The sequence below is a fragment of the Paenibacillus sp. FSL R7-0652 genome (assembly GCF_038595045.1).
Taxonomy (GTDB): domain Bacteria; phylum Bacillota; class Bacilli; order Paenibacillales; family Paenibacillaceae; genus Paenibacillus.
In genome coordinates, this window is sequence record NZ_CP152001.1 from 804,219 (window position 1) to 826,442 (window position 22,224).

Here is a 22,224-nt window from a genome sequence, read left to right on the forward strand (position 1 = left end):
GTGGGATGTATTCATGTCAGTGCAAGTCGCTGTAATTATGGGCAGCAAGTCGGATTGGGAAACGATGAAACATGCGTGCGAGGTGCTGGACGAGCTGGAGATTGGGTATGAAAAAAAGGTCGTCTCTGCACATCGTACTCCGGATTTGATGTTTGAATATGCAGAACAGGCGACGGACCGCGGATTCAAGGTCATTATCGCTGGTGCAGGCGGAGCGGCTCATCTTCCAGGTATGGTGGCATCCAAAACGATGCTTCCAGTCATCGGTGTTCCGGTTCAATCCAAAGCATTGAACGGCCTCGATTCCCTGCTGTCCATTGTGCAGATGCCTGGCGGCATCCCAGTAGCCACAGTTGCCATTGGCAAAGCGGGCGCGACAAATGCAGGTCTGCTCGCGGCACAGATCATTGGCGCATTTGACCCGGAGGTGCAGCGCCGCTCCGAAGCCCGCAGAGAACGGATCAAACAAGAAGTACTGGAAAGCAGTGATGAGCTATGAGTAACAAGGCAACCAGACAGGATAATGGAACAGGGCAGGGACAACCTATCTTATTACCTGGACATACTACAATCGGTATTCTTGGCGGCGGACAGCTCGGACGAATGATGACGCTGGCCGGAACGGCGATGGGGTATCGATTCGTGACTCTTGATCCAACACCGGATTCACCTTGTGGTCAGATTGCGAAGCAGATTGAAGCTGGATACGATGATGTACAGGCAGCAAGAGAACTCGCGCGGCAGTGCGATGTGATCACGTATGAATTCGAGAATGTGGATGCAGAAGTGGCGGCTTTACTTGAGCGTGAGTCATCCGTGCCGCAAGGGAGTTCTCTTTTATACACGACCCAGCATCGCTTGCGTGAGAAACGTGCGATTGAAGCAGCGGGTGTAAGGGTTGCTCCATACCGCGAGATTACAAGTCTGGATACGATGAATGCTGCGGTGAGCGAACTCGGTGTTCCATGTGTTCTGAAAACAGTGACAGGTGGATATGACGGCAAAGGGCAGCGTGTGATCCGGGTCGCATCGGAAGCTGAAGAGGCGTATCAAGAGCTTGCATCGACAGGAGCAGAGCTGGTGCTGGAGCAATTTATCAAGTTTGAGTGCGAAATTTCCGTTATTGTTGCTCGCAGCACGAATGGAGAAATCAAAACGTTCCCGCCTGCGGAGAACATTCACGTAAACAACATTTTGCATGCGTCGATCGTACCTGCGCGAGTGGCTGCAGATATCCAGCTTGAAGCACAGAAGCTGGCCGCAGCTGTCGCTGAATCGATGAAGGCCGTGGGGCTGCTGGCGGTAGAGTTATTTGCTGCTGCTGACGGCAGACTTTATGTGAACGAGCTGGCCCCAAGGCCGCATAATTCCGGACACTATACGATGGAGGCCTGCGCTACATCACAGTTTGAGCAGCATATTCGTGCCATCTGCGGATTACCGCTGGGGGATACAACGTTGTTAAGCCCTGTTGTTATGGTCAATGTGCTTGGTGAGCATCTGGAAGGCATCATCGCTAGAACAGGGCAGCCTGATGAAGAAGCGATGGAACTTGGTGTTATCCCTAAGCTTCATATATATGGCAAGAGCGAAGCGAAGACAGGACGGAAGATGGGGCATGTGAACCTGCTCTGTCAGGATGTAGAAGAAGCATTGCAATGGATCGAACAAACTAATCTATGGAGGCATACAAATTCATGATTGAACGTTACAGCAGACCCGAAATGAGAGCCATCTGGACGGAAGAGAACAAATTCCAATCGTGGCTGGAAGTTGAAATTTGTGCATGCGAGGCATGGGCCGAGCTTGGTGTTATTCCGAAGGAAGACGCAGCTTTGCTTCGCCAGAACGCTTCTTTTGACATTGATCGTATCTATGAGATTGAAAAGGAAACACGTCATGACGTTATTGCGTTCACACGTACAGTATCCGAGAGCCTGGGTGCAGAGCGGAAATGGGTACACTACGGTCTGACTTCCACGGACGTGGTGGATACGGCACTGGGTTATGTATTGCGTCAAGCAAACGAGATTCTGGAAAAGGACATCATTAATTTCATCGAAATTTTGCGTGAAAAAGCACTGACGTACCAGCATACGCCTATGATGGGACGTACACATGGTGTGCATGCCGAGCCGACAACATTCGGATTGAAAATGGCGTTGTGGCATGAAGAGATGAAACGTAACCTGGAGCGTTTCCGCCATGCGGCGGATGGCGTACAGTTCGGTAAAATCTCCGGTGCTGTTGGAACATATGCAAACATCGATCCATTTGTAGAAGAGTTTGTCTGCAAAAAGCTGGGCACGAAGCCTGCACCAATCTCCACACAAACACTGCAGCGTGACCGCCACGCCGAGTACATGGCAACACTGGCATTGATCGCAACTTCTCTGGACAAGTTCGCTACAGAAGTACGTGCACTGCAGAAGAGCGAGTTCCGTGAAGTGGAAGAAGCGTTTGCCAAAGGTCAAAAAGGGTCTTCCGCGATGCCGCATAAGCGCAACCCGATTGGCAGTGAAAACATCTCCGGTCTGTCCCGTGTTATCCGTGGACACATGGTATCTGCATACGAGAACGTAACACTGTGGCATGAGCGCGACATCTCGCATTCTTCCGTAGAACGTGTCATTCTGCCAGATGCAACGATGCTGCTGAACTACATGTTGAACCGTTTCGGTAACATCGTGAAAAACCTGACCGTGTTCCCGGAAAACATGAAACGCAACATGGAACGTACCTTCGGCGTACCATTCTCCGGCCGTGTTATGACGAAGTTGATTGACAAAGGCTTCAGCCGTGAGCAGGCGTACGACACCGTTCAACCGCGTGCCATGCAAGCGTGGGAAGAACAGCGTCAATTCCAGGACATCGTGAAGTCCACACCGGAAATTACAGCCGTGCTGAGCGAAGAGGAAATTGCAGATGCATTTAACCCATCCTGGCACCTGAAACACGTGGACACGATTTTCAAAAAACTCGGCTTGAACGATTAATATATATCCCTTATTAGGCTAGAGAAACGAATGATGGCTGGCAGGGAACGCAGAGGACAGAAATAAGCTGAAGAAGTGGAGTGTTCGCCTTTATCCCCGGATTTTCACTTTCGAAAAGTGGATCGGAAAAATCTGGGGATAACAGCGATCGGAAGATTGTTCTGTCATCGGAGTGGAGTCTGCAGCATCAGGATTCGTTCTTAGCCTTACATCTCCTGAAAGAAGGTGACCCCATGGCACTGTCCACGGCGGCAGATCTTGTTAAAGCACCTTTGTTATACAAAGGAAAAGTACGCGAGCTGTACGATCTGGGTGAGCATTTTCTAATTGTGGTAACGGATCGAATCTCGGCGTTTGATTATGTGCTGGACCCGGCGGTTCCGGAGAAAGGCAATGTGCTTAATCAGCTCAGCAGCTTCTGGTTTGAACTGACAGGAAGCATGATGGATAACCATGTGGTGCATACCGATGTGACGCAGCTGGGTGATCTGGTCACAGAACCAGAATTGCTCAAGAATCGCATCATGGTTACACGCAAAGCCGAACGTATCGATATCGAATGTGTAGTGCGAGGATACATTACTGGAGGCGGCTGGAGACAGTACGAGACAACCGGAGAAGTGAACGGCATCAAACTGCCGGAAGGCCTGCGCAAAAACGCCAAGCTCGAAGTACCGATCTTCACACCGGCTGCCAAAAATGACGTCGGTCATGACGAGGACATTTCGATGGAACGAATGAAAGAGCTTGTCGGAGACGCCCTTGCTATCGAGCTTCAAGAGAAAAGCTTACGCCTCTATGAGTTTGCTCGTGATTACTGCGATCAGCGCGGTATCATTCTGGCAGACTGCAAATTCGAGTTTGGCATCGTGGACGGCAAGGTGATCCTGATTGATGAGATTTTCACCCCGGATGCTTCCCGCTTCTGGGCAAAAGAAAACTATGCTCTCGACATCGAAATCGACAGCATGGATAAAGAACCTGTCCGTACCTATCTGGCAGGTACCGACTGGGACAAGAACAGCAAGCCCGACCCGCTTCCGCAGGAAGTTGTTGAAGCGACCACTTCCCGATATGTCGATATTTATAACCGTTTAACGAAATAATAAGTGGAAGACGTTTGAGCGTGTGCTCCGGGAAAGTTTGAGTGAAGGGCGTTTGAGCGCAAGCTCCGGGAAAGTTTGAATAAGAGACGTTTGAGTGCGGGCTACGGGAAAGTTTGGCTTTCGATCGCTGTTGCCCCCGGAATGTTTGGATTCGTATCCTTTTTTCAAAAGGACAAATTCCGGTTGCAAAGGCGAGCACTTCGTTTCTCCAGCTCAAATCTTTCCCTCCGCCAGTGTTCAAACTGGTGGATGAGGCAATTAAGGCGCAGGCTTCACCAAGTATGAAGCCTGAAGAGATGCAACTGAAAGACTGAAAATCAATGTTACTCATATAAATCGAAAACTTGCTACGTTTTCGTGATGACTGGTTTTTACCGTTGCCCACCTTGAAACGCAAAGGGTTTAGGCCTTTAAAAAATATCGCCGCAGGATGGGGCGTAGGGGTGGAATGGTTCACGAAGGAGCGAAGCGTCCGCCTTTGTTCCCGGGTTTTGACCGCAGCACAGGCCAAAACGAATCAGAAAACCGGGGAACAACCAGCGGCCGGAGGAACCATCCACACCGAAGCGATCACCCCAAGGCTACCGCTTTTACTACCCGTCGTGCAGCGTAAAGGGTTTAGGCCTTTAAAAAATATCGCCGCAGGATGGGGCGTAGGGGTGGAATGGTTCACGAAGGAGCGAAGCGTCCGCCTTTGTTCCCGGGTTTTGACCGCAGCGCGGGCCAAAACGAATCAGAAAAACCGGGGAACAACCAGCGGCCGGAGGAACCATCCACACCGAAGCGACCGTCCCAAGGCAACGCATTACTTTTTAACAGCATAAAGCATTTATCCCGTTCATTACTGAGGAGGAACTTCGAATCATGATCAAAGCAACCGTATATGTCACTATTAAACAAAGCGTACTCGACCCGCAAGGCGTAGCTGTACAAGGAGCCCTGCATTCCATGGGATTCAACGAAGTGGAAAGTGTACGGATCGGTAAAGTCATGGAACTGAATCTGGATACAACAGATCGTGTGGAAGCGGAGAAACGATTGAAAGTGATGTGTGAGAAGCTGCTCGCCAACACCGTTGTTGAAGATTACCGCTACGAATTGGAGGGTTAATCTCATGAAATTTGCAGTTCTTGTGTTCCCTGGCTCCAACTGCGACATCGACTGTTACAAAGCGGTAGAAGATGCGATTGGACAAGAGGTTGATTATGTATGGCATACGGCGACGGACTTGTCCGCGTATGATTGTATTCTGGTTCCTGGTGGTTTCTCGTACGGAGACTACCTGCGCTGCGGAGCGATTTCCCGTTTCGCACCCGTAATGAACGAAGTGGCTAAGGCTGCAGAGCAGGGCAAATATGTACTGGGTATCTGCAACGGATTCCAGATCCTGACGGAAGCAGGTCTGCTTCCTGGAGCATTGATCCGCAACACGTCCCTGAAATTCCGCTGTCATGACACCGTGCTGAAAGTGGCTAACGCCGACACACCTTTCACACGTGACTACGCACCAGGCGAAGAGATTGTCATTCCGATTGCTCACGGTGAAGGGAACTATTACTGTGACGAAGAAACACTGGCAAGTTTGCAAGCGAACAATCAGATTGTATTCACATATGGCAGCAACCCGAATGGTTCCCTGGGTGATATCGCAGGGGTTTGCAACGAGGCGGGCAACGTCGTCGGCATGATGCCGCATCCAGAGCGTGCAGTGGATTCACTGTTCGGTTCGGAAGACGGCAAACGGATGTTCACATCAATTTTGAAAGCATGGAGGGATCGGCATGACGCAGCAGCTATCCGCTAAGGAGCCAACAGCAGAACAAGTCGCAGAACACAAACTTTACGCACAGATGGGCGTGTCCGACAGCGAGTATGAGCTGATCTGTGAGTTCATGGGCCGCAAGCCAAACTACACGGAAATTGGTGTATTCAGCGTGATGTGGTCTGAGCACTGCGCATACAAAAACTCCAAACCGCTCCTGCGTCGCTTCCCGACAAGCGGTCCTCGTGTCCTGATGGGACCAGGTGAAGGTGCCGGAATCGTGGATATCGGCGACAACCAGGCCGTTGTTTTCAAAATTGAAAGCCATAACCACCCTTCCGCGGTAGAGCCTTATCAAGGTGCGGCAACAGGCGTGGGCGGCATTATCCGTGATATTTTCTCCATGGGTGCAAGACCGGTAGCGCTGCTGAACTCTCTTCGTTTCGGTAAGCTGGAGAGCGAGCGCGTGAAATATTTGTTCGAGCATGTGGTTGCAGGTATTGCGGGATACGGTAACTGTATCGGGATTCCAACCGTTGCAGGTGAAGTGATGTTTGATGAGAGCTATGAGGGTAACCCGCTCGTTAACGCGATGTGTGTCGGTCTGATCGATCATGATAAAATCCAGCGCGGTGTAGCCAAAGGTGTAGGTAACCCGGTGTATTACGTTGGCCCACCAACAGGTCGTGACGGTATTCACGGTGCAACGTTTGCATCGGTAGAACTGACGGAGGAATCCGAGTCCCAGCGTACGGCGGTTCAGGTCGGTGACCCGTTCATGGAGAAACTTGTGATGGAGTCCTGTCTGGAATTGATTGATACGGGCATCGTGCTTGGTATTCAGGATATGGGTGCAGCGGGTCTGACATGTTCCAGTGCGGAGATGGCAAGTAAAGCAGGTAACGGTCTGGAGCTGTATCTGGATCAGGTGCCGCAGCGTGAAGAAGGCATGACACCGTACGAGATGATGCTTTCCGAGTCTCAGGAGCGGATGCTGTTTGTTGTTGAACCGAAGGATGAGGCGCAAGCGATGGAAATCTTTGAACGGTGGGGCGTCATCTGCGCCAAAGTCGGTAAAGTAACAGATGATGGTCGTCTGAAGCTGATTCACCACGGTGAAGTTGTTGGCGATATGCCAGTAAAAGCGCTCGTTGACGAGTGCCCGGTATATGACAAACCATCCACGGTGCCTGCGTATTATGAGCAAAGTGCTTCCATCGACACGCTTCGTTATGACGAGGTGTCGGATCTCGGCGGTGCATTGAAACAAGTGCTGGCTTCCCCAACAGTTGCGAGCAAAAAATGGGTTTACGATCAATACGATTACATGGTGCGTACAAGCACAGCCGTGCGTCCAGGCTCGGATGCAGCGGTGGTAACGATCCGTGGCACGCGCAAAGGTCTTGCGATGACGACGGACTGTAACGGCCGTTACGTGTACCTTGATCCTGAGGTGGGCGGACGGATTGCGGTGAGTGAAGCAGCGCGGAATATCGTATGTTCCGGTGCGGAACCGCTGGCGATTACGGACAACCTGAACTTCGGTAACCCGGAGAAACCGGATATTTTCTGGCAGATGGAAAAGGCAGTCGACGGTATGGCAGAGGCTTGCCGTGTGCTGGATACGCCGGTTATCGGCGGTAACGTGAGTCTGTACAATGAAAACGCCAAAGGCTCCATCTATCCAACGCCAGTGGTCGGTATGGTAGGTCTCGTTCATGATACGGATCATATCACGACACAAGCTTTCAAATCCGAAGGTGATGTCATCATCCTCCTCGGTGAAACCAAAGCGGAACTCGGCGGCAGCGAGCTGCAGTACGCCGTGCACGGCGTGACTGAAGGCCGTCCGCCTGAGCTTGACCTGAACACGGAGAAGGCATTGCTCAGCACCGTGCTGGAAGCCATCCAATCCGGACTTGTTCGCTCCGCGCATGACTTGTCTGAAGGCGGTCTGGCGGTTGCACTGGCAGAGTCCTGCATCAGTGGTAATGTGGGCGCACAGGTGAATGTAGAGACTGTGCTGCGTGCAGATCACGCTTTGTTCAGTGAGAGCCAATCTCGTATTTTGCTGTCGGCTTCGCCGGAGCAAGCAGGCAAACTGGAGGATTTTGTACGTGAACGCGGAGTGCCGACAGCTGTAATCGGACGTGTTGAAGGAAGTAACCTGACCATTGAATTGAACGGAACATCAGCCGTGAACGAACCTGTAGGAGGTTTGGCTAAGGTCTGGGAGGATGCGATTCCATGTCTCATGAACTGATGACGGAACCGTTGTGGACAGGCGATTATTATAACGAAGGGTCCGGCAAGGAAGGACTCGACAAATTAAAGGAAGAATGCGGCGTATTCGGGGTGTATCGTCACCCTGATGCGGCTTCCCTTTCATACTACGGTCTGCATGCACTGCAGCATCGCGGGGAAGAAAGTGCTGGCATGTGTGTAAGCGACGGCACACAATTTAACTATCATCGCGGTATGGGACTCGTGAAAGAGGTCTTCACCAAAGACCTGATGCAGACACTTACCGGTGATATTTCGATCGGTCATGTACGCTACTCGACAAGTGGAGATAGCAAACTGACGAATGCACAGCCGCTGGTTTTTAAATACCGCGATGGCGACTTGGCCGTTGCCACGAACGGCAACATCGTGAATGCACCAACCATCCGGCGTGAGCTGGAGCAGAGTGGTTCTATTTTTCAGACAACCAGTGATACAGAAGTTATTGCTCACTTGATCGCGCGTTCTTCAAAAGGGCTAGTAGAGGCGGCAAAAGACGCATTCCAGCGTATCGTCGGCGGATATGCCTTTCTGATTATGACGAATGACAAGCTGCTGGTCGCTTCCGACCCGCATGGACTTCGTCCACTGACAATGGGGAAGCTGGGGGATGCTTATCTATTTGCGTCTGAAACCTGTGCACTCGAAACGATCGGTGCAGAGCTGATCCGTGATATTGAGCCGGGGGAACTGCTTGTGCTGGATGCGGATGGGCTCCATGAGGATCGATTCGATAACCAGAAGCACCGTAAGGCACTGTGTGCGATGGAATATATTTATTTTGCGCGTCCGGATAGTGATATGAACGGAGCGAACCAGCATGCCGCTCGCAAACGGATGGGAAGCCAGATGGCGATTGAATCGTTTGTCGATGCGGACTTGGTTACGGGGGTACCAGATTCCAGCATCTCGGCAGCGATTGGATACGCTGAACAAACAGGTATTCCTTATGAGATGGGCATGATCAAAAATAAATACACCGGACGTACGTTCATCCAGCCAAGTCAGGAACTGCGTGAGCAGGGCGTGAAGATGAAGCTCAGCGCCGTGCGCCGCGTCGTTGAAGGAAAGCGTGTGGTCATGATCGATGACTCCATCGTTCGTGGTACGACATCCCGCCGGATCGTGAATATGCTGCGTGATGCAGGAGCGGCGGAAGTCCATGTGCGGATTACTTCGCCGCCATTCAAGAACCCGTGCTTTTACGGTATTGATACGCCGGACAGCCGTGAACTGATCGCATCTGCCTTGTCCGTAGAAGAGATCTGCCGCGAGATTAATGCGGACTCTCTGGCGTTCCTCAGCCCGGAGGGACTGATTGCATCGATTCAGGGAGATAATCAGGACGACTATAAGGGCGGACTATGCCTGGCATGCTTCGATAATGATTATCCGACTCGGCTTGACTTCGACGGTGAAGAGAAGTTCGGCTGCAGCTGTTAGGAGGCAGGGCTTATGGGAAGAAAAAGCTATAACGAGGGCGATGTTTTTCTGATTCCAATGCATGATGGGCGTTTTGCCGTGTGTCAGGTGATATGTGCACTGAGAGACCGCTTCAAAAAGGCATTTTCGTTCGGCGTGATGAGCATTCAGCGTGACGAAACTGTAAGTCTGGAAGACGGCGAATTCCTTGTCTATTCTTATGGTAAACGTAAGAGCAGCGTGATCTTCACGTCACCCAAGCTGCTGAAAGATGGCACATGGAGCATTGTCGGTAACATCCCGCTGACTCCGGCGAAAAAAGAACTGCAAGTATTCCAGTGTGCCGGTGCGGTGTACAACGGTGACGAATACATTCGAATGGTTCCACCAGAAGAGTACAGTCAGTACATTACAATGGGTGTCGCTGGATTTGAATTGGTGCAAATTCATCTGTTAGAGATGAGCAGCAATAAATGAGCTGGGCTTTTCATTTACACAAAAGTTTATATAACTCAATTTATACAAGATACGAAGGGTGTGAGGGTTGTGTCCGAAGCATATAAAAAGGCTGGCGTGGATATCGCGGCAGGGAACGAAGCGGTTGAGCGGATGAAGAAACACGTGAAGCGTACCTTCCGTCCGGAAGTGATGACGGACCTGGGTGGATTCGGCGCTTTGTTCGGATTAAACAAGGACAAATATGATGAGCCGGTACTGGTTTCCGGTACAGATGGCGTGGGAACCAAGCTGAAAATCGCTTTTGCCATGGATCGCCATGACACGATCGGTATCGATGCAGTGGCGATGTGTGTGAATGACATCGTTGTACAAGGAGCAGAGCCGCTTTTCTTCCTGGACTATCTCGCTTGCGATAAGGTCATCCCGGAGAAGATTGAAGCGATCGTTGCGGGTATCGCAGAAGGGTGTCACCAGTCCGGCTGTGCATTAATCGGTGGTGAAACGGCCGAGATGCCGGGCATGTACAGTGAAGGCGAGTATGATATCGCAGGATTCACGGTAGGAATTGTGGACAAAGCAAAAATCATCAACGGTACAACCATCGCACCTGGAGATACCGTCATCGGTCTCGCTTCCAGCGGCGTGCATAGCAACGGTTTCTCTCTGGTTCGCAGATTGCTGCTTGAAGAAGCCGGCCTGGATCTGCACTCCGAAGTGACGGAACTAGGTGGCAAACTGGGTGATTCCTTGCTGGAGCCGACGAAAATTTATGTAAAACCACTGTTGTCCTTGCTGGAAAGTGTCAACGTAAAAGGGATGGCACACATCACGGGCGGTGGATTTATTGAAAATATCCCGCGTATGCTGCCAAGCAGCGTGAATGTAGATATCGATTATGGCTCATGGCCGATCCTGCCAATCTTTAACCTTTTACAGCAAAAAGGCGATGTATCTAACCGTGATATGTTTACGACGTTTAACATGGGGATCGGACTTGTCTTGGTTGTGAACGAAGCGGATGCAGCGAAAGCGCTGGAGCAGTTAAAAGCTTCCGGCGAAGAAGCATACATCATTGGCCGTGTAACTGAAGGAGATGCGCGAGTAACCTTCACGGGAGCGGATGTTTAATGACGAACTACCGTATTGCTGTATTTGCCTCAGGGACAGGAAGCAACTTTCAGTCTCTGGTTGATGCGGCACGGAATGGCGATTTGGGTGCATCGGTGGAATTACTCGTCTGTGATAAACCTGCTGCACGCGTTGTACAGCGAGCACAGGACGCAGGGGTAGAATGCCATCTGTTTACGCCTAAAAATTATGCTTCGCGTGAAGCATACGAAGCAGAGATTATCGAAGTGCTGGAATCCAAACAGATCGATCTGGTTGTGCTGGCAGGTTATATGAGACTGCTGACCTCAGTGATGGTGGATCGTTATGCGGGTCGACTGATTAATATTCACCCATCGCTTCTACCAGCCTTTGCGGGCAAAGATGCGATTGGACAAGCGCTGGAGTATGGTGTGAAAGTGACCGGTGTAACCGTGCATTTTGTTGACGGGGGAATGGATACGGGGCCGATTATTGCCCAGCACCCAGTTCCAGTGCAGCCGGGAGATACAGCGGAAACGATCAGCAAAGCCATTCATGCAGCCGAGCAGCAGCTGTACCCTGAAGTAGTGTCCTGGTTCGCGCGAGGTCTGGTCCAGTTAAACGGGCGCCACGTCACCGTGAACAAACCGGTTTGATATAAGCTGCCTCTTTTTACACATTAACGGAGAGGACAGAAAAAACCTGGAAAAGTGAAGCTAAAAGCTTTCAGTAAGAAAGCTGCTCCGAAAGCATAGGCTGTGCCTTTATCACCGGATTTTTCCCTTGAAAAAAGGGATCAAAAAATTGAGTGATAACCGCTACTCTCAAGGTTGTTCTGTCATCGGAGTGTTCCGTGTAAACACCATGGTTCAACTTATATAACAGAAGTCGAATATTGATACGCATTTTGTGATATTTCTCGGGAAATAAATCGGCTGTGTTTCGTCAGGAAACGTGAAGCTTATGGGATAATAAAGGAGGAGCATATTGTGAGTATCAAAAGAGCGCTGGTCAGCGTATCGGATAAAACAGGCATCGTGGACTTTTGCCGCGAGCTGTCGCAAATGGGTGTAGAGATTATTTCGACAGGAGGTACAAGCAGCCTGCTGTCGAAGGAAGGCGTACCTGTTATCGGAATTTCGGACGTAACCGGATTCCCGGAAATTATGGACGGACGTGTCAAAACACTGCATCCGGCAGTTCACAGCGGTTTGCTCGCTGTTCGTGATAACGAAGAGCATACACGCCAAATGCAGGAGCTTGGTCTCGGTTATATCGATCTGGTTGTCGTAAACCTGTATCCTTTCCAGGAAACCATCGCCAAGCCAGATGTAGCCTATGAAGATGCCATTGAGAACATCGATATCGGTGGCCCAACGATGCTTCGTTCTGCGGCTAAAAACCATGCATTTGTTAGCGTTGTTGTTGATGCGGCCGACTACAGCCAAGTGCTGGAGGAAGTTCGCAGCGGCGGGGATACAACGCTGGAAACACGCAAACGGCTTGCGGCAAAAGTGTTCCGCCATACAGCGGCTTACGATGCGCTCATCTCCGATTACCTGTCCAACGTTAATGGCGATCCACTGCCAGAGCGTCTGACGGTTACTTACGAAAAACTCCAGGATCTGCGTTACGGCGAAAATCCACACCAACAGGCGGCATTCTACCGCAAACCACTGGCTGCGCAGGGGACATTGACGACAGCCGAGCAGCTGCACGGTAAAGAACTGTCTTACAACAACATCAATGATGCCAACGCAGCACTGCAGATTGTCAAAGAATTTGAAGAGCCAGCAGTGGTTGCCGTGAAACATATGAACCCTTGCGGTGTAGGTATTGGCGAAAGCATCTATGAAGCCTACAGCAAAGCATATGCTGCTGACCCAACATCAATTTTCGGCGGAATTGTGGCAGCAAACCGCATTATCGACAGCGATACGGCGAACAAGCTGAGCGAGATTTTCCTGGAAATCGTACTCGCACCTGATTTTACCCAAGAAGCACTGGATATTCTGACGAAAAAGAAAAACATCCGTTTGCTCAAAACAGGTGAGCTGAGCGCAGCTCGCAACCGTGAAAGCCAATTCGTGGTAACGTCGATTGACGGCGGTATGATCGTGCAGCAATCGGACGTACACTCCATTGAAGCGAGCGAGCTTAACGTGGTGACGGATCGTGCACCTTCCGAAGAAGAGATGAAACAGCTGTTGTTCGGTTGGAAAGTGGTTAAACACGTGAAGTCCAACGCGATCGTACTTGCTGCGAACGACATGACAGTAGGTGTAGGTGCAGGGCAGATGAACCGTGTGGGTGCTGCCAAAATTGCAATTGAGCAGGCTGGTGAGCAGGCTAAAGGTGCTGTTCTCGCTTCGGATGCCTTCTTCCCGATGGGCGATACACTGGAACTGGCAGCCAAAGCTGGCATTACAGCAGTTATTCAGCCAGGCGGTTCGATCAAAGACGAAGAGTCTATCAAAGTTGCCAATGAATATGGCATCGCCATGGTATTTACAGGCGTACGTCATTTTAAACACTAGGACAAGTAATAAGCAGATTGAAGAGTTAAAGTCCGAACGGAAGCATTAAAATACTCTTCATCAAAAAGCGGCAAGTGTTTATAAAGGGGTGTCACCTGTCATGCTGATGACGTATGGGACACTCCTTTTTTCAGGAAAGAGAGCGCCTGAAGTGTTTGAAGTATAGGAACATCACAATCCAGTAAAGTGTGGAGGGGAACAGACGAATGGATATTTTGGTAGTCGGCGGCGGCGGCCGCGAACATGCAATCATCTGGGCACTCGCGAAGAGTCCAAAGGCAGGTAAAATTCATTGTGCGCCCGGAAATGCGGGAATTGCACAGCTGGCAGCGTGTCACCCGATTGCGGTACATGAATTTGATAAACTTAAAGCTCTGGCAGTTGAACTAAAAGTAGACCTCGTCGTTATTGGACCGGATGATCCGCTCGCTGACGGCATTGTGGACGCATTTGACTCGACAGGCATTCCGGTCTTCGGTCCACGTCGCAATGCAGCGGAAATCGAAGGCAGCAAAACATTTATGAAAGACCTGCTGCACAAATACAATATCCCTACGGCTGCGTATGAGAAGTTTGATAACTACGAGCAGGCTCAGACGTATCTGGACGAGCAGGCAATCCCGGTGGTCATTAAAGCGGATGGGCTCGCCGCAGGCAAAGGGGTTACGGTGGCATATTCCCGTGAGGAGGCTAATCAGGCTCTTCGCAGTATTATGGTCGATAAAGTATTTGGTGAAGCTGGAGCTAAAGTGATCATTGAGGAATTCCTCGCTGGACAGGAAATGTCGATTCTGGCCTTTGTCGATGGCGAGACGGTTCGCCCGATGGCTGCAGCGCAGGATCACAAACCTGTTTTCGACAATGATCAGGGTCCAAATACAGGCGGCATGGGTACATACTCTCCGCTTCCACATATTCCGGCTTCCATCATTGAAGAAGCGGTGGAAACCATCATCAAACCAACAGCGAAAGCAATGGTATCGGAGGGACGTCCATTCCGTGGGGTATTGTTCGCTGGTTTGATGATCTCCCCGGATGGCAAGCCCAAAACGATTGAGTTCAACGCACGTTTTGGAGATCCGGAGACCCAAGTCGTGCTGCCGCGTCTGAAAACGGATCTGCTCGACATTTTCTGGGCAGCCGTGCACGGGAAATTGGCTGATATAGAGATTGAATGGAGCGATGAGGCGGCTGTATGCGTTGTACTTGCTTCAGGCGGATATCCCGGGCCTTATGCCAAAGGTGTTGTGATCGAAGGGCTGGATCAAATCGAAGATGCTGTTGTGTTCCACGCAGGAACTGCCCGCAATGAAGCTGGAGACTGGGTGACGAACGGCGGACGTATTCTCGGAGTTGTTGGCCTCGGGGCTGACATTGCAGAAGCAAGAACCAAAGCATATGCTCAGGCTGAGCTTATCCAATTCGAGGGTAAACATCAGCGCACCGACATTGCGGCCAAAGCTTTAGTGTAAAGTAAAGTTGTAATGCGATGGCATCATATTCAAACATAAAGTATGTTGAGTCAGGTCAAGCACAGCTAGAGCACAGCTAGAGCAAGCTCAGTTAGCTGGTGGTCGGAAACGACAGTTTGGACCACGGTTGGTTTAACGGGATACAGCCCGCAGGATCGGATACCGTTTAGGTATTTGCATCCTGCGGGCTTTTTGCTGCGTATTACATATATCATGTGCGAAAACGACAGTTAAAAACCCTTCAGGGACCTGTCTGAACGGGTATCTAGAGCTGTTTGGTGCCTAGATGAAACGGGTAGTATTTCAGTAAACTGCACTATTCTATAACAAATGGACTGAAGCAAGTAGAAAGAACCGTTTACACCAAAACGGGAAAAATAGAAAAGCTGAGGGTCACCGATGATAAGAGGTGTGTCTCCTACGGGCAGGATCATGCTGGTTAAAATGACAGCAGATAACATACATATAGACTATTCCGTGAACAATAGACTGTAAGCTTGTGCCAAACCATAACGTGCAGCTGGATGGTTTGGATCAAAACATGATATACTTTTCGGAAACAGGAATCGATACGTTGGGAGGTGGATATCTATTGGGTAGGCGATATTGTAAATTGTCCAAATGGAGAATCTAGGTGGAGTTGATCAAGGAACAATGGACAGCATGAGGGGCAACCCGTTTTGATTGAAGTCGTTTCTACACGTCACGGGCGTTATTGACTTCATCTTGGATTCCTTTTTTAGATTTACAAGGTCATTATGCGACTTATACAGAAGTGATCATGAAATGATTTTTATATAAGATTGATACGTTAAATTGATATATTAAATTTGCTCTTGTTTGAGAAAAAACAATCAGCGTATGAAAGGTTAACGGCATAAATGTTACCGCATCACGCTGCAACTATCTTTGGAGGTGAATCCCTGAGAATCGGGGAAGTCTTTGGACATAATTACCATATTAAATATCGCATTACTTATCATCTTGATTGTACTGACCGCATTTTTCGTTGCGTCGGAGTTTGCTGTTGTGAAGATTCGTACATCAAGAGTGGATCAACTGGTTGCCGAAGGCAATAAAAAGGCAGTGCTTGCTAAGAAAGTCGTCTCGGATCTGGATTATTATCTGTCCGCCTGTCAGCTGGGGATTACGGTTACGGCTCTGGGCCTCGGGGCATTGGGTAAACCAACGGTGGAGAGATTGCTGTATCCGGTGTTCAGTTATCTGGACGTGCCTGCCTCTGCCTCGGCAGTTGCTTCTTATGCGATAGCTTTTATTCTCGTTACGTTTTTGCATGTCGTTGTTGGTGAGATGGCACCCAAAACGCTGGCGATTCAATTTTCCGAAAAATTGACCTTGTTACTCTCGCCGCCGCTTTACTGGTTTGGTAAAGTCATGTATCCGTTTATCTGGGCGCTCAATGGCGCATCGCGTGTAATCCTGCGTGGATTCGGTGTGAAGCCTGCCGGACATGATCAAGCCTATTCCGAGGACGAGATCAAGATCATTATGAACCAGAGCTATGAAGGTGATGAGAGCAACAAGACCAAGCTTTCGTATCTGGAAAATGTTTTCGTATTCGACGAACGTGATGCCAAAGACATTATGGTTCCGCGTACAGAACTGGTTACCCTGAATCAGGATATGACGTATGACGATATTATTCCTATATTGGATGAACATAACTATTCCCGATATCCCGTCATTGAGGATGGAGATAAAGACCGCATCATCGGCGTGGTGAACGTCAAGAAGATTTTGCCGGACATGGTAGCAACCCGGGCCCATCAATTGAGTGAATTCGTGCGCGAAATTCCATTTGTGTCGGAAGTAACTCCCATTCAGGATGCGATGATCAAGATGCAGCAGGAACGGGTTCATATGGCTGTCGTCGTGGATGAGTATGGCGGCACTTCGGGAATCATTACGATGGAGGACATTCTCGAGGAATTAGTTGGCGAGATTCGGGATGAGTTCGATGCAGATGAAGTGGCGGACATTCAGGAAACCGGAGAAAACCAGTATCTGATCAACGGCCGGGTGCTTCTGGATGAACTGGAGCGTCAGTTCGGAATTGTATTCGAGGGCAATGAAGAGATGGATACCGTTGCCGGATGGATTCAGTACCAGAAGGGTGTCGGCGTGGAAAAAGGAGATACGGTTGAGCACGGTGACTACGTTTGGACCGTTGTCGATGCCGAGAACTATCACATCAAGCAGGTGCTGCTTGAGCGTGTCAGCGGCGCTGAGGCGGAAGAACCTGCAAGCGATCTGGCTTAATTGTTGATTTAAAGTGAAGGGCCATTTGAGATGTTTGTTTCTCTGGAACGCTGCTCTGATGTATATTTCAAAACTTAATGGAGGTGAATCCCTCATCTTGAGGGAAATCATTGGACGGAATAATAGCCTTGAATTTATTTTTAGTAGCTGTATTTATCGGTTTGACCGCGTTTTTCGTAGGAGCCGAATTCGCTATTTTGAAGGTGCGGATGTCCCGTATTGATCAATTGATCTCGGAAGGCAATAAAAAAGCAGTGGTCGCCAAAAAAGTGGCGCAACATCTGGATTATTATCTGTCTGCATGTCAACTTGGAATTACCATTACGGCGCTCGTACTGGGAGCATTGGGTGAGCCGACCGTTGAGAAGATGCTTCATCCGTTATTCGAGAGTCTGGAAGTGCCTGCTGCGCTGTCTACTGTCCTTTCTTACGGTATTGCGCTGGCAGTAATCACGTTCCTGCATGTCGTCATTGGGGAGCTGGCACCCAAAACACTTGCAATCCAATTTGCTGAAAAGATGACGCTGCTGCTTGCACCGCCGCTCTACTGGTTCGGTAAAATCATGAATCCGTTCATTTATGCGCTGAATGGTGCAGCACGTTTATTACTTGGCATTTTTCGCATCAAACCTGCCGGGCATGATACGGTGCATTCCGAAGAAGAATTAAAGCTGATTATGGCACAAAGTTTTGAGAGCGGCGAGATTAACCAGACGGAGCTGGACTATCTCAAAAACATTTTTGCCTTTGACGAGCGTTTGCTCCAGGAGATCATGATTCCTCGAAATAAAATTGTTACGCTGAATAAAGAAATGCCTTTGGATCAGATTATTGAGGTGTTGAACCAGCATGAGTATACGAGATATCCTGTCATTGCAAGTGGGGATGCAGACCATTTTGTCGGGTTTATCAATACCAAGCAAACGTTAACGAGTGTGGCGGCGGGCAGAACGTTCAGCATGAATACGTTCATGCATCCGATGCCCAGCTTCTCGGAGCGTTCTCCGATCAAGGATGTGCTCATTCAGATGCAGCAGAGCCGTGTGCATATCGCTTCAGTCAAAAACGAAGCTGGCGCAACAATCGGCATGGTGACGATGGAGGACATCCTCGAGGAGATTGTCGGGGATATCAAGGATGAATACGAGCATAAGGATCTGGTAAATCCACCGAAGAAATTAAAATTGGTGTAACAATCGGAGCCAAAGCTTGCCTTACCTAGGTAAGAGAGACGCAAGAGCTGCTGTGACATCGTTATAGTCTTGGAAATGGCCGCAGCTCGATGTGTCCAGCCCGAACTATATTATTTGTTAGAAGACAGGTTTCCGTGTTCGATGCGGAAACCTGTTTATTATCTTGATTAAGGCGTGTCTGAAAAGGCTGAAGGAAGCCAATTTTGCCGATTATCCCCGAGAATATCAAGATAAATCAAGACCCATCGCTATAATATCTTAATTTTAAAATAAATGCTTGCATAATGCTGAAGAATGGATTAGTATGTATTTAAAGAATCTTAATTTAAAGATAAATACAAACGATTCTTTCATCAATGTGTATGTGTAAACATCTCTAGTTCAACTTATATAAAAGTAAATAAAAGAAGCCTACAACAACCAAGCTATAATTGATAAACCAAATCCAAGGGAGTGGAGATTATGTTCAGAACGTCAGGCATTCATCATATTACGGCATTTGTAGACGACGCACAGAAAAATGTAGATTTTTATGCAGGTGTACTGGGACTCAGATTGGTGAAAAAAACGATCAACTTTGATGCACCGGATGTGTATCATTTGTATTACGGCAATGAGCAGGGAGCTCCGGGTACGATCATTACCTTTTTCCCGCAGCAGCATGCCAGAAGAGGTGTGATCGGTTCGGGTCAGACGGGAGTTACTGTGTATGCCGTACCGATGGGCAGTCTGTCCTTCTGGAAAGAACGTCTTGCTTCCTTCGATATTCCATATGAAAATAAAACCAGATTCGGTGAACAATATATTCGGTTCTTCGATAAAGGGGGACTGCTCCTTGAACTCGTTGAGCGCGAGGGTGGTCAGCCAAGCCAGTGGGCATTTAACGGGGTAACACCGGAGCATGCAGTCAAAGGATTTGGGGGTGCAGTGTTATACAGCCACGTCCCTGAGAAAACGATGGACGTACTTGTCAGCAAGCTTGGCCTGGAGCAGGTTGGTGAAGAAAATGGCCTGATCCGTCTGCGTGCAGCGGGTGATCTGGGGCAGATCATCGATATTCAATCGACAGGCATCCAGCGGGGGATCGGCGGTGCAGGAACGGTGCATCATATCGCATGGCGTGCCAAAGATTATACGGAGCATGAGCAGATTCAACAGGATCTGGATCAAACCGGGTATCACCCAACACCGGTGATCGACCGTCAGTACTTTAATGCGGTATATTTCCGAGAGCCAGGCGGCATTCTGTTCGAGATCGCGACAGACCCTCCGGGATTTGCAAGGGATGAGCCGCAAGAGACGATGGGAGAGAAATTGATGCTGCCCGAATGGTATGAACCACAGCGTGCGCAGATCGAACAACTGCTGCCGCCAATTCAAGTGCGTGAATGGAAAGGGGAGACGAAATAATGAGTACGTCCACAATGAAACATATCTATAAAGCAGGTACACAGCCAGATGCACCGACTATGCTGCTGCTGCACGGTACCGGAGGGACGGAAAACGACCTGGTTGGACTGGCAGAGATGATTGCTCCAGGAGCAGCGATCCTTGGAGTACGGGGGAACGTCTCCGAGAATGGTATGCCGCGTTTCTTCCGTCGTCTTGCAGAAGGGGTATTTGACGAGGAGGATCTGATTGCTCGGACGGCAGAGCTGGGTTCTTTTATCGATGCTGCCGCGGAGGAGTATGGATTTAACCGTACGAACGTGTATGCACTGGGATACTCCAATGGGGCCAACATTGCAGCAAGTCTGGTGTTCCATCAGGCGGATGTATTCAAGGGAGCAATCCTGCATCATCCAATGGTACCGCTGCGCGGACTGACGCTGCCTGATCTGAAGGGAATGCCGGTATTTATCGGTGCAGGGGAGAATGATCCAATCGTGCCGAAACGTGAAACGGAGGAATTGGCTTCGCTGCTGAGCGGGGCAGGTGCTGATGTGCATATGCATTGGGAACGTCAGGGACATCAGCTGACACGGTCCGAGGCAGAAGCTGCGGCGGCATGGTATAAGTCACAGATGTAGTATAGGTACGACACTTGTATGTACTTCCCATAAATTAAACTGTGCTGTGGATGTGACATGCGAGATGTTCGTGAAGTGCTGCGTTATCGTTGACGCTTCGATTCACACGACCTTGTCTATAAGATTGAGGACACATCGATATATAAGAATTTCAAAAGCAGCCTGATCGGTAAGATCGGGCTGTTTTTCGTTTTTATAATATATGCCGCTTCGGGCACTTGTGGCCTTTAGCGGCGGTGCGATGACCGAAGGAAGCGATGAATCAGCTGTTGGAGCAGCTGAACAGCAAGGATCATGGCATACGAGGATAAGAAGCCGTCTCCCTAATTCGAAAGGATGTTTGCTGCTGGTTGAATGGAGTGATCCGCGAGAAATTGGCGAGAACTCAGAACGTTTAATATGGTCCGTCCAGCCTCTGCAGAGCTGGGAGAGATACCCGATCCGATGCCGGATCGGGTGTTCTTTTTTTCGAAGGAACAAGGTATAATTGTCTATTGATAATCATTTTCATTTAGGGAATGGTGAAGTTAGCTTCAGGATGTGTGATCTGTTAAGAGGGATGGTGAAGGAATGAGTCGTAATGATGACTTACATACGTTAGGTTCAAGTTCATATATTCAGACCCGGGATGGCCGCAAGCTGCATTATATGAGTAGAGGGACAGGGGGAGTGACCGTCGTTTTTGAGTCGGGTATGGGAGTGTCCAGGTCATCATGGGGTCTGATTGTACCGGCTGCTGCGGAGTATGCACGCACCGTTGTATACGACAGAGCGGGATCGGGACGAAGTGATGTTGATCCTGCTCCCCGTACTTTGGCCAGGATTGCGGAAGACCTGAATGACCTGCTGACGGCGCTGGGACCGGGTCCGTTTATTCTGGTGGGGCACAGCTGGGGAGGCCCTATTGTTCGCGCAGCGGCGGCTGCCGACCTGTCTCGCCTGAAGGGCATCCTTCTTGTAGATCCATCAGATGAACACTGTGAATTGTATTTTTCGAAGACAGCCAAAGTAGGATTTGCGATGAACGGTACACTTATACCCATTCTGGCTCGTCTGGGATTGTACCGGTTCCTAGGCATTAAGGAATTCCGGTCCCAGCCGGCTGATGTTGCGGCAGATCACCTCCGGGAGGATTATACGGTACAAGCCGCTCAGACGGTGGCTGCCGAGGGGAAGCATTTCCTGCAGGATATGAAGCTGCTGCGGGAACAGCCTCCGCAGCTGGGAGATCTGGAAGTCAGCATCATTTCGGGTACCTTGCCGGGCAGGGGAGAGCGCAAAATCAGACCAGCAATCGTTCAAGCTCATCGACAGACCGTGAGCAGGCTGTCCAATGCAAGATGGGTGGAAGCCGCACGGTCGGGTCATTTGGTGATGTTTACAGATCCTGAGATCATTATTAATGAGATTCTGCGAATGATAAGAGGTACGGAGTAACGAAATTAGAGAGAAGAGTAGTGATGGAGACACGGTTGGCGCAGGGACAGAGTAAAAGTGATACAATAAAAAGAAAAAGCAGTGTATAACATTGCTAGACCATATAAGCGGAGTGTGGAGACAGATGAAACCAGTCGATCAAGAGACAACAGGAGCCG

At 49.7% G+C, this 22,224-nt stretch carries 19 protein-coding genes; all 19 read left to right on the forward strand.

The window, feature by feature from the left end:
- Positions 1-13: 13 nt before the first annotated feature.
- Positions 14-499, forward strand: a complete 486-nt coding sequence (gene purE / locus MKY97_RS03730) for a 5-(carboxyamino)imidazole ribonucleotide mutase (RefSeq protein ID WP_342554176.1) — start codon at positions 14-16, stop codon at positions 497-499.
- The gene (purK, locus tag MKY97_RS03735) at positions 496-1,701 is read left to right on the forward strand and encodes a 5-(carboxyamino)imidazole ribonucleotide synthase (protein ID WP_342554177.1); all 1,206 of its coding nucleotides are present in this window, start codon (positions 496-498) and stop codon (positions 1,699-1,701) included. Before purE ends, purK begins: the two co-directional genes overlap by 4 nt.
- Positions 1,698-2,996 carry an adenylosuccinate lyase gene (gene purB, locus MKY97_RS03740; RefSeq protein WP_342554178.1) on the forward strand — a complete coding sequence of 433 codons (1,299 nt, stop codon included), beginning with the start codon at positions 1,698-1,700 and terminating at the stop codon, positions 2,994-2,996. Before purK ends, purB begins: the two co-directional genes overlap by 4 nt.
- A 233-nt stretch (positions 2,997-3,229) precedes the next feature.
- The gene (locus MKY97_RS03745) at positions 3,230-4,102 is read left to right on the forward strand and encodes a phosphoribosylaminoimidazolesuccinocarboxamide synthase (RefSeq protein WP_342554179.1); all 873 of its coding nucleotides are present in this window, start codon (positions 3,230-3,232) and stop codon (positions 4,100-4,102) included.
- Between the two features lie 448 nt (positions 4,103-4,550).
- Entirely contained in the window at positions 4,551-4,715 is a 165-nt protein-coding gene (locus MKY97_RS03750) for a hypothetical protein (RefSeq protein ID WP_342554180.1), read from the forward strand.
- Positions 4,716-4,966: 251 nt separating this feature from the next.
- Entirely contained in the window at positions 4,967-5,212 is a 246-nt protein-coding gene (purS, locus tag MKY97_RS03755) for a phosphoribosylformylglycinamidine synthase subunit PurS (protein ID WP_090923368.1), read from the forward strand.
- 4 nt (positions 5,213-5,216) lie between these two features.
- Positions 5,217-5,906, forward strand: coding sequence for a phosphoribosylformylglycinamidine synthase subunit PurQ (purQ, locus tag MKY97_RS03760; RefSeq protein WP_342554181.1), 690 nt, complete (start codon positions 5,217-5,219; stop codon positions 5,904-5,906).
- Positions 5,884-8,127: a phosphoribosylformylglycinamidine synthase subunit PurL gene (gene purL / locus MKY97_RS03765; protein ID WP_342554182.1), complete on the forward strand. Its 2,244-nt coding sequence runs from the start codon at positions 5,884-5,886 to the stop codon at positions 8,125-8,127. The genes purQ and purL overlap by 23 nt, the downstream gene beginning before the upstream one ends.
- Entirely contained in the window at positions 8,112-9,590 is a 1,479-nt protein-coding gene (gene purF, locus MKY97_RS03770; protein ID WP_342554183.1) for an amidophosphoribosyltransferase, read from the forward strand. The genes purL and purF overlap by 16 nt, the downstream gene beginning before the upstream one ends.
- A gap of 12 nt (positions 9,591-9,602) precedes the next feature.
- On the forward strand, positions 9,603-10,046 hold the full coding sequence (locus MKY97_RS03775; RefSeq protein WP_342554184.1) for an immunity 26/phosphotriesterase HocA family protein: 444 nt from the start codon (positions 9,603-9,605) through the stop codon (positions 10,044-10,046).
- Between the two features lie 69 nt (positions 10,047-10,115).
- Positions 10,116-11,156, forward strand: coding sequence for a phosphoribosylformylglycinamidine cyclo-ligase (purM, locus tag MKY97_RS03780; RefSeq protein ID WP_342554185.1), 1,041 nt, complete (start codon positions 10,116-10,118; stop codon positions 11,154-11,156).
- Positions 11,156-11,773: a phosphoribosylglycinamide formyltransferase gene (purN, locus tag MKY97_RS03785; protein WP_342554186.1), complete on the forward strand. Its 618-nt coding sequence runs from the start codon at positions 11,156-11,158 to the stop codon at positions 11,771-11,773. Before purM ends, purN begins: the two co-directional genes overlap by 1 nt.
- A gap of 333 nt (positions 11,774-12,106) precedes the next feature.
- A complete protein-coding gene (gene purH, locus MKY97_RS03790; protein ID WP_342554187.1) occupies positions 12,107-13,654 on the forward strand; it encodes a bifunctional phosphoribosylaminoimidazolecarboxamide formyltransferase/IMP cyclohydrolase in 1,548 nt (515 codons plus the stop codon).
- A gap of 206 nt (positions 13,655-13,860) precedes the next feature.
- Positions 13,861-15,126 carry a phosphoribosylamine--glycine ligase gene (gene purD / locus MKY97_RS03795; protein WP_342554188.1) on the forward strand — a complete coding sequence of 422 codons (1,266 nt, stop codon included), beginning with the start codon at positions 13,861-13,863 and terminating at the stop codon, positions 15,124-15,126.
- Positions 15,127-16,068: 942 nt separating this feature from the next.
- Positions 16,069-17,406: a hemolysin family protein gene (locus MKY97_RS03800; RefSeq protein ID WP_342554189.1), complete on the forward strand. Its 1,338-nt coding sequence runs from the start codon at positions 16,069-16,071 to the stop codon at positions 17,404-17,406.
- A gap of 110 nt (positions 17,407-17,516) precedes the next feature.
- Complete coding sequence (locus MKY97_RS03805; RefSeq protein ID WP_342554190.1) at positions 17,517-18,599, forward strand: hemolysin family protein; 1,083 nt, start codon at positions 17,517-17,519, stop codon at positions 18,597-18,599.
- A 459-nt stretch (positions 18,600-19,058) separates the two neighbouring features.
- On the forward strand, positions 19,059-20,009 hold the full coding sequence (locus MKY97_RS03810) for a ring-cleaving dioxygenase (RefSeq protein WP_342556221.1): 951 nt from the start codon (positions 19,059-19,061) through the stop codon (positions 20,007-20,009).
- Positions 20,010-20,023: 14 nt separating this feature from the next.
- Positions 20,024-20,629, forward strand: a complete 606-nt coding sequence (locus MKY97_RS03815; RefSeq protein ID WP_342556222.1) for an alpha/beta hydrolase — start codon at positions 20,024-20,026, stop codon at positions 20,627-20,629.
- Positions 20,630-21,199: 570 nt separating this feature from the next.
- Positions 21,200-22,066 carry an alpha/beta hydrolase gene (locus MKY97_RS03820; RefSeq protein ID WP_342554191.1) on the forward strand — a complete coding sequence of 289 codons (867 nt, stop codon included), beginning with the start codon at positions 21,200-21,202 and terminating at the stop codon, positions 22,064-22,066.
- The last annotated feature ends 158 nt before the right edge of the window (positions 22,067-22,224 follow it).